The following is a 12,509-nucleotide window of genomic DNA, read 5'->3' as shown; positions in this document are numbered from 1 at the left end:
ACTGGGTGCGGCCGCAGCCGGACTCGCGCTGCTCGAGGCCGGGCATCCGTGCCCCGGGCCGGAGCTGTCCCGGCTGCGCGACGCCCAGATCGCCCCGGCCCCGCGGCTGCGCACCGGCGCCCAGGCGCTGCGCCGCGGAGCCACCGCCGGGCTGGACCTCTCCGACGGTCTGCTGCGCGACGCCGGACGGCTCGCCCGCGCCTCGTCCGTGCGGGTCCGTCTGGATCAGGGCGCACTCACCGAACAGGCCGCCGCGCTGCTCCCGGCGGCCGCAGCCCTGGGGCTTCCGGAGGCGCAGGCGCAGGCCGAGGCGCTGCGGTGGGTCACCGCCGGGGGAGAGGACTACGAGCTGCTGGCCAGCTTCGGCGCCGAGGCGAGGCTGCCGGAGGGGTTCATCAAGGTCGGGGAGATCCTCGAGCGCACCGATCAGGCGGGATCAGACACCGATGGCGCCCGCGAGGTTCTCCTCACGGGCGCCATCGATGACACGGGATGGGATTCGCTGCAGGGCTGACCCTGCGGGCGGTGCCCGGCTCAGGCCTGGTGGAAGAACCGGCCCAGCTGGGCGAAGCGCCACCCGGCGGTCTCCCAGTCCTCGGCGCGCAGCACGTTGCGCGCGTCGATGAACTGCTTCTGCCCCACCAGGGACTCGAGGTCCCCCGGAGTCAGCGCCTTGAACTCGTTCCACTCGGTGGTCAGCACCACCAGGTCCGCGCCGGTGACCGCCTCGGTGAGCGAGTCCACATAGCCCAGACGCGGGAAGCGCTTGGCCGCATTGCGGTTGCCCTCCGGGTCATAGACCGCGACGTCGGCGCCGGAGCTGAACAGCCGGACCGCCACGTCGAGCCCGGGGGAGTCCCGGACGTCGTCGGAGAGCGGCTTGAACGCCACGCCGAGCACGGCGATCCGCTTGCCGGCAAGCTCGTTGTCCAGAATCTGCTCGGCCAGGGTGACCACCTTCTCGCGGCGGCGCAGGTTGATCTGGTCCATCTCGTCGAGGAACCGCATGGTGTGGTCCAGGCCGAGCTCGCCCACCCGGGTCTGCAGCGCGCGGATGTCCTTGGGCAGGCAGCCGCCGCCGAAGCCGACCCCGGCGTTGAGGAACTTGCGCCCGATCCGGGTGTCGTGGCCGATCGCGTCGGCCAGGGTGGTGATGTTGCCGCCCACGGCCTCGGTGACCTCGGCGAAGGCGTTGATGAAGGAGATCTTGGTGGCCAGGAACGCGTTCGCGGCGACCTTGACCAGCTCCGCGGTCTCGAAGTCGGTGCTGATCCAGGGGGTCTCCCGGGAGAGCGCCTCGGAGTAGACCTCGCGCAGCACGGCCTCGTCGGCGGCGTCGGCGGTGCCCACGACCAGCCGATCGGGGCGCAGCGTGTCTTCCACGGCGAAGCCCTCACGCAGGAACTCCGGGTTCCAGGCCAGGGTCACGCGCACACCCTCGGCGGACTCTTCCTCCACCAGGGCGGCCAGGCGCCGGGCGGTGCCCACCGGGACGGTGGACTTGCCCACGATCAGGGCGTCCTTGCTGATCGACTGAGCCAGGGAGCGGGTGGCGGCGTTGACGAAGGTCATGTCCGCGCCGGTGCCGCCGGCCTGCTGCGGGGTGCCCACGGCGATGAAGTGCACGTCGGCCCAGGCACCGACCCCCTCGAGGTCGGTGGTGAAGCGCAGCCGGCCCGAATCCACATGCTTGCGGATGAGCTCCGGCAGGCCGGGTTCGTGGAAGGGCAGTTCACCGCGGGAGAGCGAATCGATCTTCTCCGGGTCGATGTCCACACCCAGGACGTTATAACCCAGCTCTGCCATGCATGCCGCATGGGTGGCGCCGAGGTAGCCAGTTCCGATGACACTAATATTCTCAATCACGCCCTTCATCCTAAGCGTCGGATCGAGATTCCTGGGAAATGCGCCCAGGTCGGTGTGCCTGGGCTACTGCTCGCCCAGACCATGCTCCGCGGCGTCGGGGTTCTTGCGCACCAGCTCGGTGAGCTGATGCGCCGCCTGCACCACGACGCCGGCGTATTGCCGCCCCGGCTGACGGGTCAGCCGCTCGATCGGCCCGGAGATCGAGACCGCTGCGAGCACCCGTCCCGAGGGTCCGCGCACCGGGGCTGAGACCGAGGCGACCCCGGCCTCCCGCTCACCGAGGGACTCGCCCCAGCCGCGCCGTCGCACCCCGGCCAGCACCGTGGGGGTGAACCGGGCGCCCTGCAGACCCTCCACCAGGCGTTCGTGGTCCTCCCAGGCCAGCAGCACCTGGGCGGCGGAGCCGGCCTTCATCGAGAGCTGGGTGCCCACCGGGATCGAGTCGCGCAGACCGATCGGCCGCTCCGCGGAGGCCACACAGACCCGGGCGTCACCCTGCCGGCGGTAGAGCTGCGAGCTCTCCCCGGTGGCGTCGCGCAGCCGCAGCAGGATCGGTCCGGCCGCGGTGACCAGCCGATCATCGCCGGCGGCCGAGGCCAGCTCGGCCAGCCGGGACCCGATCACGTAGCGTCCACGCACATCGCGGCTGAGGAACCGGTGGTGCACCAGGGCGCTGGCCAGCCGGTGCACGGTGGGCCGGGCCAGACCGGTGCACTCCACCAGCTGGGCCAGCGAGGCCGGTCCAGCCTCCAGGGCGTCCATGATCATCACCGACTTGTCCACCACCCCGATCCCGGAGGGCGAATGCAGCGGCCGCGGCGGGTCCGGGGGCAGCGTGGGGCCTGATCGGCTTCCGGCGTCGGCGGGGGGCAGCTTCTGCGCCACCATCCGGCGCGGACCACCGCCTGCACCTGCGGCGGAACGTGAGGTCTGCGGCGAATACTGTTCACCGGGCCGGGGAGAATAGGGCGAAGCGGGCATGGGCCCATGATACTGGCAATCGCCCCCGCGATCTCAGATAATGAGACCTGCGCCCGGCGGTATAGAAGCCACCGCCCAATGGTGCTTCTGTAGAGAGTGAGTCCACCAGGAGGATCCCATGGCGAATAAGCCACTCACACTGCCTGAGAAGGTCTGGCGCGATCACGTCGTCGTCCCCGGCAAGGAGTCCGACGGTCAGCGGTCCCCGGACCTGCTCTACATCGACCTTCACCTGGTCCATGAGGTGACCAGCCCGCAGGCCTTCGAGGGTCTGCGCCTGGCCGGGCGACCGGTCCGCCGCCCGGACCTGACCATCGCCACCGAGGACCACAACACCCCGACGCTGGAGATCGACAAGCCGATCGCGGACCCGATCTCGCGCAAGCAGGTGGACACGCTGCGCGCCAACGCCGAGGAGTTCGGCGTGCGGATCCACTCCCTGGGCGACGCCGACCAGGGGATCGTCCACGTGGTGGGACCACAGCTCGGACTCACCCAGCCCGGCATGACCGTGGTCTGCGGGGACTCCCACACCTCCACCCACGGGGCCTTCGGCGCCCTGGCCATGGGCATCGGCACCTCCGAGGTCGAACACGTCCTGGCCACCCAGACCCTGCCGCTGAAACCGTTCAAGACCATGGCGGTCACGGTCAACGGCTCACTGCGCCCCGGAGTCAGCTCCAAGGACATCATCCTGGCGGTGATCGCCGAGATCGGCACCGGCGGCGGCCAGGGCTATGTGCTGGAATACCGCGGCAGCGCCATCGAGGAGCTCTCCATGGACGCGCGGATGACCATCTGCAACATGTCCATCGAGGCCGGCGCCCGAGCCGGGATGATCGCCCCGGACGCGACCACCTATGAGTTCATCAAGGGCCGCCCGCACGCCCCGCAGGGCGAGGACTGGGACGCCGCGGTGCAGTACTGGGACTCGCTGCGCACCGACGACGGCGCGGTCTTCGACGCCGAGGTGGTCCTCGACGCCGACACCCTGGACCCCTTCGTGACCTGGGGCACCAACCCGGGCCAGGGCGTGAGCCTCAACGGCGCGGTCCCGGCGCCTACCGACTTCACCGACGACGTCGCCCGCGAATCCGCCGAGCGCGCGCTCACCTACATGGACCTTCAGCCGGGCACCTTGATGAAGGACATCCGGGTGGACACGGTCTTCCTGGGCTCCTGCACCAACTCCCGGATGGAGGATCTGCGCGCCGCCGCGGAGATCCTGGCCGGCCGCGAGAAGGATCCGGAGATCCGGATGATCGTGGTCCCCGGCTCGGCGAAGGTCCGGCTGCAGGCCGAGGCCGAGGGGCTGGACAAGGTGTTCAAGGAGTTCGGCGCCGAGTGGCGCTTCGCCGGCTGCTCGATGTGTCTGGGCATGAACCCGGATCAGCTGGCCGAAGGCGAGCGCTGCGCCTCCACCTCGAACCGCAACTTCGAGGGCCGACAGGGCAAGGGCGGCCGGACTCACCTGGTCTCCCCGGTGGTGGCCGCCGCCACCGCGATCCGCGGCACCCTCTCCGCTCCTGCCGACCTGCTCGTCTCCGCCTGAGCTCGCGCACCGCACACGCACCGCCAGCGTTCACCGCCCGCGACAGAAAGTCACCATGGAACCCATCACCACGCACACCGGCGTCGGCGTCCCGCTGAGGCAGTCCAATGTGGACACCGACCAGATCATCCCCGCGGTCTACCTGAAGCGGATCACCAAGACCGGCTTCGAAGATGCGCTGTTCTCCTCCTGGCGCAAGAACCAGGACTTCGTGCTGAACCAGCCGGCCTATAAGCACGGCTCGGTGCTGGTGGCAGGATCGGACTTCGGCACCGGGTCCTCCCGGGAGCACGCCGTCTGGGCGCTGAAGGACTACGGCTTCCGCGCCGTGATCTCCTCGCGCTTCGCCGACATCTTCTACGGCAACTCGGCAAAGCAGGGCCTGCTGGCCGCGAAGGTCGCACAGCCCGACGTCGAGCTGATCTTCAAGGAGCTGGAGAACAACCCCGGCACCGAGGTCACCGTGGACCTGATCCACCGCACCGTGCACTGCGGATCGGTGGACACCAGCTTCGAGATCGACAACTACACCCGCTGGCGGCTGCTGGAGGGGCTCGACGATATCTCGCTCACACTGCGCGAGGAATCACACGTCGAGGCGTTCGAGGCGAACCGTCCCGGATTCAAGCCGAAAACCCTGCCAGCAAAGGTCTGACCACGCCCGATGCCACCTGGTGGCGGCCTGGTCTTGACCGAATTGTTGCCTGCGCCGCCGGCGGAACTGGGAAGGGATCCCAGCAGATGTGGTTACAGTGGCAAAGCTACATTCCACGTTTGTCGAAGAAGGGACCGCCAGTCCAATGGCCAAGCTGCTCACCGTCCAGGGTGGAAAGCCACTCGAGGGATCCGTCCACGTCCGTGGTGCGAAGAACCTCGTGCCGAAGGCCATGGTGGCCGCCCTGCTGGGCAGCGAACCCTCCCAGCTGCGCAACGTCCCGGCGATCAAAGACGTCGAGATCGTCACCAACCTGCTCCAGATCCACGGCGTCAAGGTCGAGGCCGACCCGATCACCAATGATCTGACCCTGGACCCGCGCGACTCCTACAGCGCGGCGCACTCCGAGATCGACGCCTATGCCGGGGACTCCCGGATCCCGATCCTGTTCTGCGGCCCGCTGATGCACCAGCACGGGGAGGCGTTCATCCCCGACCTCGGCGGCTGCCGGATCGGTGACCGCCCGATCGACTACCACCTCGAGGTGCTGCGCAACTTCGGCGCCGTGGTGGACAAGTCACCCACCGGGATCCATATCTCCGCGCCGCGCGGCCTCAAGGGCGCGAAGCTGACCCTGCCCTACCCCTCCGTGGGCGCCACCGAGCAGGTGCTGCTCACCGCCGTGCTCGCCGAGGGCATCACCGAGCTGGAGAACGCCGCGGTGGAGCCCGAGATCCACGACCTGATCGCGATCCTGCAGCAGATGGGCGCGATCATCACGGTCTACACCGACCGCACCATCCGCATCGAAGGCGTGGACCGGCTCTCCGGCTACCGCCACCGGGCGATCACCGACCGCAACGAGACCGCCTCCTGGGCCTCGGCCGCGCTGGTCACCCAGGGCGACATCTACGTCAAGGGCGCCGCGCAGCGCGATCTCACCGCGTTCTTGAACACCTACCGCAAGATCGGCGGCGAGTTCGCCGTCGACGACGACGGCATCCGCTTCTGGCACGCCGGGCATGCCTTGAAGCCGCTGGTCCTCGAGACCGACGTGCACCCGGGCTTCATGACCGACTGGCAGCAGCCGCTGGTGGTCGCGCTGACCCAGGCGCACGGCGTCTCGATCGTGCATGAGACCGTCTATGAAAACCGGTTCGGCTTCACCGAGGCGCTGCAGCGCATGGGCGCCTCGATCCAGCTGCACCGCGAGTGCCTGGGCTCGAGCCCCTGCCGCTTCGGGCAGCGCAACTTCCTGCACTCCGCGGTGATCTCCGGACCGGCCGAGCTCCACGGCGCCGAGATCGACGTCCCAGACCTGCGCGGCGGCTTCTCCCACCTGATCGCGGCGCTGGCGGCGAAGGGCACCTCCACCGTCACCGGCATCGAGGTCATCAACCGCGGCTACGAGCACTTCATGGACAAGCTCGGCGACCTGGGTGCGGATGTCGTGATGTCCGAACGCTGAGTCGGGCCGGTAGGGTCTATCCCTGTGACCGATCACAGCAGCGACCCAGCACCCGTCGAGGGCCGAGGCCGCTCGAGCCGCCGCAGATCCGGCTCGAGCCGCCGCCGGTCTGAGCCCACCGCGCCGGCGGGGCCGGACACCACGGACTACACCGTGGGTCGCGGCACCCGGCTGGGCTTCTCCGCCGCGGCGGCGGTCTGCATCCCGGCGCTGAACCTGGCCCTGGGCCGGCGATGGCACGGGCTGGAGACGCTGCCGCAGGGCGGGTTCATCGTGGTGGCGAACCACGTCAGCGAGGTCGATCCACTCATCGTGGCCCATGCCGTCTACCGCAGCGGCCACACCTTCCACTTCCTGATCAAGGACTCGCTGGTCCGCATCCCGGTGCTGGGCAAGGTGTTCAGCGGGCTCAAGCAGATCCCGGTCTCCCGGGACAGCCGCACCGACGCCGGCCGCTCGCTCGAGGCGGCCAAGGAGGTGCTCGCGGCCGACGGCGCGGTCATGATCTACCCCGAGGGGACTCTCACCCGGGACCCCGAGGGCTGGCCGATGCGCGCGAAGACCGGCGCCGCCCGGCTCGCGCTGAGCACCGGTGCCCCGCTGATCCCGATCACTCACTGGGGTGTCCAGGAGCTCTTCGGCACCTATGCGAAGGTCCCGAAGTTCTTCCCGCGCAAGCGCTACCAGCTCACCGTGGGGGAGCCGATCGACCTGAGCGACCTGCGCGGGGGCCCGATGACCCGCTCGGTGCTCACCGAGGCCACCGAACGCATCGAGGCCGCGCTCACCGAGGGTGTGGCCGCGCTGCGCGGGCAGGAGCCCCCCGAGCAGATCTGGGACCGCGGCCTGCGTCAACGGGTGCCGCGCCGACAGCCCCGCCGCGCACCCCGGGCGGGGAGCGCCCCGACCCCGCAGCCCGTGACAGACCAGCCCGCGACAGACCAACCCGTGACCGACAAGCCCGAGGCGAAACGCCCGCAGACCGACCAGCCCAAGACCAACAAGCCCGACGAGGCCCAGGAGGATCAGCCGTGACCAAGATCGCCGTGCTGGGCGCCGGCAGCTGGGGCACCACCTTCGCGAAGGTGATGGCCGACTCCGCCGTGCTCGGCGGCTCCGAGCCCGCCGTGGTGCTCTGGGCGCGCCGCCCCGAGGTGGCCGCCGAGATCACCGAGTCCCACACCAACACCACCTACCTCGGTGAGACCCGCCTGCCGGCGATGATCACCGCCACCACCGACCTGGCCGAGGCGGTGCGCGACGCCGAGGTGGTCGTGCTCGCCGTGCCGGCCCAGTCGCTGCGCTCCCAGCTGCAGGTGGTCCGGGAGAACCTGCACGACGGCGCGATCCTGGTCTCGCTGATCAAGGGTCTCGAGCGCGGCACCGACCTGCGGATGTCCGAGGTCATCGGCGCCGAGCTCGACGTGGCGCCGGAGCGGATCGTGGTGGTCTCCGGACCCAACCTGGCGATGGAGATCGCCCGCGAGCAGCCCACCGCCTCGGTGGTCGCGTGCACCAGCACCGAGACCGCCGAACGCGTCGCGGCGCTGTGCAACAACGCCTACTTCCGGCCCTACACCAACACCGATGTCATCGGGGTGGAGATCGCCGGGATCGTGAAGAACGTCATCGCCCTGGCCGTGGGCATCTGCGACGGGCAGCAGCTCGGCGACAACTCCAAGGCCTCGGTGATCACCCGCGGCCTCGCCGAGACCACCCGGCTCGCCACCGAGCTGGGCGGACGCCTGGAGACCTTCTCCGGCCTCGCCGGGCTCGGGGACCTCGTCGCGACCTGCGCCTCCCCGCTCTCGCGCAACCGCAGCGCCGGCCGACTCCTGGGCGAGGGGTTCACCGCCGAAGAAGCCACCGCCCAGCTCTCCCAGACCGCCGAGGGCATGAAGTCCGGCTCCGCGGTGGTCGAGCTGGCCCGCCAGCACGAGGTGGAGATGCCGATCTGTGAAGCCGTGGTGGCCGTCCTGGACGGCGTGCTGCCGGTGGACCGGCTCTCCTCGCTGCTGCTGGCCCGTGACCTCAAAGCCGAAGGAAGATGATCGATGGTCGAGCGTGACCCTGTCCTGAAACCCCGCGTCCTCGTGCTCTACGGCGGACAGTCCTCCGAACACTCGGTGAGCTGCGTGACCGCCGCCGGAGTGCTGGGCGCCATCGACACCGAGGCCTTCGACGTCGTGGCCATCGGCATCACCGCCACCGGGCAGTGGACCCGCCCGGTCACCGACCCGCGCAGCCACGGCTTCGGCGGCGAGGAGCTGCCGCGGGTGCTGCCCACCGAGTCCACGGTCCAGCTGCACTCGGGTCCCGCGGGCTCCTCCGAGCGCCGCGCGGAGCTGCTCGAGGTCCACGCCGACGGCAGCTCCACCGCCCTGGGCCACGTAGACGTGGTCTTCCCGTTGCTGCACGGCCCGTTCGGCGAGGACGGCACCATCCAGGGGCTGCTCGAGCTGGCCGGACTGAGCTACGTCGGCGCCGGGGTGCTCAGCTCTGCGCTGGCCATGGACAAGCACTATATGAAGATCGCCTTCGCCGCCGCCGGCCTGAACGTCGGACCCTGGGTCACCGTGACCGACCGGCAGTGGACCCAGAACCCGGCCGAGGCGCTGGAACGGATCCGCGAGCTGAACCTGCCGGTGTTCGTCAAGCCCTCCCGGGCCGGCTCCTCCATGGGGATCACTCGGGTCGAGGACCACGCGCAGCTCGAGGACGCCATCGCCGAGGCGCGCAAGCACGACCCCAAGGTGATCGTGGAGCAGGGGATCGACGGTCGGGAGATCGAGTGCGGCGTGCTCGGATCCCAGAACGGATCCTCCGCCCGGGCCTCGCTGCTGGGTGAGATCGTGGTCCACGACGGCTCCGAGGCGCACCAGTTCTATGACTTCACCGCCAAATACACCGACGCCGCGGCCGCGGACCTCTCCTGCCCGGCCGAGCTGCCCGAGGAGGTCAGCGCGGAGATCCGCCGCCAGGCCGTCCTCGCGTTCGATGCCCTGGGCGCGGAGGGGATCTCTCGGGCGGACTTCTTCTACACCACCGGCGGGGACGTGATCATCAATGAGGTCAACACCATGCCCGGCTTCACCCCGATCAGCATGTACCCGCAGATGTGGAAGGCCACCGGGATCGGCTACACCGAACTGATCACCGAACTGATCTCACTGGCCCTGCAGCGCCCCGCCGGGCTGCGCTGAGCCTGCCAGGCTCAGCCGCTCAGCCCTGCGGCTCGGTCGCCTCGCCCTCCTGGACGTCCTGGGCGTCCTCGGTCTGCTCGATGTCCTGATCGGTGGTGGTGCAGGCGCGGGTCTGCTCCACCTTCGCCACGGCGGGGGCCAGGCCCAGCATCGCGGTGGAGGAGGCGACCTGGTCCAGGTTCAGCAGCACCTCCACGGCGGGGTCCCGGCCATAGGTGACCAGCCGCCAGGTCTGCTCGTCCTCCTCCAGGGCAAGCCAGTCCACGCCGTCGGCGCCCACACAGTGCTCGGGGCTCGGCCCCGGCGGGACCACCCCGCAGCGCATCACCACCTGGCTGGGCTCACCCCACACGGCGGTGCCCTGGGAGGTGGTGGGTCGCAGATCGTGGTCCCCGAGCACCTCGGGCACCGCGAGCATCACGTCGGCGCAGTCCGGATTCGCCGCGTCAGGAGCCGCCTCCACCGTCGCCGTCGAGGCGCAGCCGCTGATCAGCCCCAGTCCCAGCACTGTGAGGAAGACGTTGCGGACGCGAGCACGGCGGTCACCGGAGTTGATAGGCACATGACATATTCTGTATGAAGTCCTAGCTACTTGCCCATTTCAGGAGCATCAGATGACGTATGAGGTCGACCACGACAGGCCCCGCCGGAAGCGGCGCGGGCGTCGTGCCGCGCTGATCATTGTGAGCGTGGTGGCCGTCGTCGTCGTCGGGGCCCTGGTGGCGGGCATGGTCTACCTGAACTCCTTGAGCAGCGCCTATGAGGACAATGCGCAGACCTTTGAGCAGAGCTTCCCCGAGGAGGAGGGTCGCCCTGTCAAGGCCGAGGACGACGAATCCATCAACATCCTGCTGCTGGGATCCGATGAGAACGGCGGCTCCGGGGAGACCGAGGAGCTGTCCCGGGTGCCGCAGGGCGGCCGCTCGGACACCATGATGCTGATGCACGTCCCCAGCGACCGCGAGAGCGTGCAGATCATGTCGGTCCCGCGTGACCTCTGGGTGGAGGTCCCGGGTCACGGCGAGCACAAGATCAACGCCGCGCTGAGCCTGGGCGGGCTTCCCTCGACGATCGACACCTTCGAGTCGCTCTTCGACGTGCGGATCGATCATGTGGCCGCGGTGGACATGCTCGGCTTCACCGGACTGGTCGACGCGCTGGACGGGGTCACCGTGAACTCGAGCTACGACCAGCCCTTCACCACCAACCAGGGGTTCACCTTCCAGCCCGGGGAGCAGGAGATGAACTCCGAGGAGGCGCTCTCCTTCGTCCGGCACCGGCAGAGCTTCCCCGACGGCGACCTCCAGCGGGTGCGCAACCAGCAGGCGTTCATCCAGGCCGTGATCGATCAGACCGTCACCCAGGAGAACCTGAGCAACCCCGGCCGGGTCCGAGACCTCGTGGAGACCTTCTCCCCGCACCTGATCGTCGATGACAGCCTGAGCTCCGGCACCGTGGCCTCGCTGGGCTGGAACCTGCGCGGCGCGGTGGACGAGGTGGAGTTCTTCACCGTCCCCACCGGGGAGAGCAGCTACTCCGACGACGGCCAGTGGATCTTCTACCAGGACCAGCAGGCCATGGAGGAAATCGCCGCCGCCCTCGCGGACGGCACGCTGGATGAGTATGCAGCATCGCGATGAGCGGAGCTCGCGACCTCCGCTGAGGCCACAGCCGGACCACGCCCGAGCGGGGTCCTCCGCGCGGGGCAAGGTCAAGGGCGCCGCCGCGGTGCACCGCTGGTTCCTCCTGGCCGAATCCGCCCTGGAGCGCAACGTGGAGCAGCTCAACCGGCTCAACGTCTTCCCGATCCCCGATTCGGACACCGGGGAGAACATGCTGGCCACGATCCGAGCCTGCCGGGCCAGCGTGGAGGCCTCCTCCACCCAGGACCTGGGCGAGCTCTTCGCCGCCGCCGGCTCCCGGGCGATGTCGGAGGCCTATGGGAACTCCGGCACCCTGCTCGCGGTGCTGATCTCCGGGCTGGCCGAACCGCTGCATGGTCAGCAGCGACTCACCATCTCCGGGTTCTCCCACGCGCTGGAACGGGCCAAGGTCCGGTCCTGGTCCGCGCTGACCGACCCGGTCGCCGGGACCATGCTCTCGGTCCTGGATGCGGTGCACTCCGAGGTGCACCACCGTGCGCTCCAGGCCGAGGAGCCCGAGAGCCGGGCGGCCCTGGAGGCCGCCATGCCCTACGTGGTCTCCCGGGCCTTCCTCGCGGTGCAGGCCACCCGGGAGCAGCTGCCGGCGCTGCAGCGCGCGAACGTGGTGGACTCCGGGGGAGCCGGACTGCTGGTGGTGCTGATCGCGCTGCACTCGACCATCACCGGCATCGCCATGGACTTCGCGCCGCTGCAGAGCCTGCCCGGCTGGCAGCAACCCCCCGAGGGCGAGAGAACCGGAGATCACCGCCTTAGGCATCGTGACGCCGCAGATCAGCAGCCCGGAGGCCAGCAGTCTGGGCCGGATGCCGGCTCGTCGGCAGAGCGGCTCACCGGGACCCCGGCGCTGGATGGAGCCGAGGTGATGTGCACCGTCCGGCTGGATCCGCTCGGGGCCGCCTCGCTGCGCCACCAGCTCGATGATCTCGGCGACTCGGTGATCGTGACCCCGATCGACGCGAACCCCGACGCGGAGGGCACCTATCGCTGGCGGATCCACGTGCACACCCTCGAGGAGCCGCGCACCAGCACCACCGTGCACGCCGCCGGCCCGGTGGAGTCCTACGCCGCCACCGCGCTGCACCGTAGTCCCGCCGCCCCGCCGGCCCGAGACCAGGAGTGA

11 protein-coding genes and 1 pseudogene are annotated in these 12,509 nt (G+C 69.8%); 9 read left to right on the top strand and 3 right to left on the bottom strand.

Annotated elements, in window-relative coordinates; translation table 11 throughout:
- Window positions 1-514 (top strand): annotated as a pseudogene (locus tag I2487_RS02200) (thiamine-phosphate kinase); the annotation flags it as partial.
- 20 nt (window positions 515-534) lie between these two features.
- On the opposite strand, the gene I2487_RS02195 reads toward I2487_RS02200, so the two are convergent.
- Complete coding sequence (locus I2487_RS02195; protein ID WP_207171034.1) at window positions 535-1,875, bottom strand: UDP-glucose dehydrogenase family protein; 1,341 nt, start codon at window positions 1,873-1,875, stop codon at window positions 535-537.
- Window positions 1,876-1,929: 54 nt separating this feature from the next.
- On the bottom strand, window positions 1,930-2,847 hold the full coding sequence (locus I2487_RS02190) for an IclR family transcriptional regulator (protein ID WP_518523687.1): 918 nt from the start codon (window positions 2,845-2,847) through the stop codon (window positions 1,930-1,932).
- A 118-nt stretch (window positions 2,848-2,965) separates the two neighbouring features.
- Between I2487_RS02190 and leuC the strand changes: the two genes are divergently transcribed.
- The 6 genes from leuC to I2487_RS02160 all read left to right on the top strand — a co-directional run bounded on the left by leuC (window position 2,966) and on the right by I2487_RS02160 (window position 9,725).
- Window positions 2,966-4,399, top strand: coding sequence for a 3-isopropylmalate dehydratase large subunit (leuC, locus tag I2487_RS02185; RefSeq protein ID WP_207171035.1), 1,434 nt, complete (start codon window positions 2,966-2,968; stop codon window positions 4,397-4,399).
- Window positions 4,400-4,454: 55 nt separating this feature from the next.
- Complete coding sequence (leuD, locus tag I2487_RS02180; protein ID WP_207171036.1) at window positions 4,455-5,054, top strand: 3-isopropylmalate dehydratase small subunit; 600 nt, start codon at window positions 4,455-4,457, stop codon at window positions 5,052-5,054.
- Window positions 5,055-5,199: 145 nt separating this feature from the next.
- Window positions 5,200-6,522, top strand: a complete 1,323-nt coding sequence (murA, locus tag I2487_RS02175; RefSeq protein WP_207171037.1) for a UDP-N-acetylglucosamine 1-carboxyvinyltransferase — start codon at window positions 5,200-5,202, stop codon at window positions 6,520-6,522.
- Between the two features lie 24 nt (window positions 6,523-6,546).
- Window positions 6,547-7,557 (top strand): lysophospholipid acyltransferase family protein, encoded by a 1,011-nt coding sequence (locus tag I2487_RS02170; RefSeq protein ID WP_345941303.1) that lies wholly within the window; start codon window positions 6,547-6,549, stop codon window positions 7,555-7,557.
- Complete coding sequence (locus I2487_RS02165) at window positions 7,554-8,573, top strand: NAD(P)H-dependent glycerol-3-phosphate dehydrogenase (RefSeq protein ID WP_207171038.1); 1,020 nt, start codon at window positions 7,554-7,556, stop codon at window positions 8,571-8,573. Before I2487_RS02170 ends, I2487_RS02165 begins: the two co-directional genes overlap by 4 nt.
- A 3-nt stretch (window positions 8,574-8,576) precedes the next feature.
- The gene (locus I2487_RS02160) at window positions 8,577-9,725 is read left to right on the top strand and encodes a D-alanine--D-alanine ligase family protein (RefSeq protein WP_207171039.1); all 1,149 of its coding nucleotides are present in this window, start codon (window positions 8,577-8,579) and stop codon (window positions 9,723-9,725) included.
- Between the two features lie 19 nt (window positions 9,726-9,744).
- On the opposite strand, the gene I2487_RS02155 is transcribed toward I2487_RS02160, so the two are convergent.
- The gene (locus tag I2487_RS02155; RefSeq protein WP_345941302.1) at window positions 9,745-10,287 is read right to left on the bottom strand and encodes a DUF3515 domain-containing protein; all 543 of its coding nucleotides are present in this window, start codon (window positions 10,285-10,287) and stop codon (window positions 9,745-9,747) included.
- A gap of 52 nt (window positions 10,288-10,339) precedes the next feature.
- Here I2487_RS02155 and I2487_RS02150 point away from each other — a divergent pair, with 52 nt between their 5' ends.
- Complete coding sequence (locus I2487_RS02150) at window positions 10,340-11,365, top strand: LCP family protein (protein ID WP_207171040.1); 1,026 nt, start codon at window positions 10,340-10,342, stop codon at window positions 11,363-11,365.
- Window positions 11,343-12,509: a DAK2 domain-containing protein gene (locus I2487_RS02145; protein ID WP_207171041.1), complete on the top strand. Its 1,167-nt coding sequence runs from the start codon at window positions 11,343-11,345 to the stop codon at window positions 12,507-12,509. Before I2487_RS02150 ends, I2487_RS02145 begins: the two co-directional genes overlap by 23 nt.

Source organism: Nesterenkonia sp. E16_10, from assembly GCF_017347085.1.
GTDB lineage: Bacteria > Actinomycetota > Actinomycetes > Actinomycetales > Micrococcaceae > Nesterenkonia.
The sequence above is the reverse complement of the archived record's forward strand: the minus strand, read 5'-3'. Positions and strand labels throughout refer to the sequence as shown.

Coding starts and splice junctions, on each gene's coding strand:
- I2487_RS02195 (WP_207171034.1), bottom strand. CDS start 1,875: ATGAAGGGCGTGATTGAGAATATTAGTGTCATCGGAACTGGCTACCTC.
- I2487_RS02190 (WP_518523687.1), bottom strand. CDS start 2,847: ATGCCCGCTTCGCCCTATTCTCCCCGGCCCGGTGAACAGTATTCGCCG.
- leuC (WP_207171035.1), top strand. CDS start 2,966: ATGGCGAATAAGCCACTCACACTGCCTGAGAAGGTCTGGCGCGATCAC.
- leuD (WP_207171036.1), top strand. CDS start 4,455: ATGGAACCCATCACCACGCACACCGGCGTCGGCGTCCCGCTGAGGCAG.
- murA (WP_207171037.1), top strand. CDS start 5,200: ATGGCCAAGCTGCTCACCGTCCAGGGTGGAAAGCCACTCGAGGGATCC.
- I2487_RS02160 (WP_207171039.1), top strand. CDS start 8,577: ATGGTCGAGCGTGACCCTGTCCTGAAACCCCGCGTCCTCGTGCTCTAC.
- I2487_RS02150 (WP_207171040.1), top strand. CDS start 10,340: ATGACGTATGAGGTCGACCACGACAGGCCCCGCCGGAAGCGGCGCGGG.
- I2487_RS02145 (WP_207171041.1), top strand. CDS start 11,343: ATGAGTATGCAGCATCGCGATGAGCGGAGCTCGCGACCTCCGCTGAGG.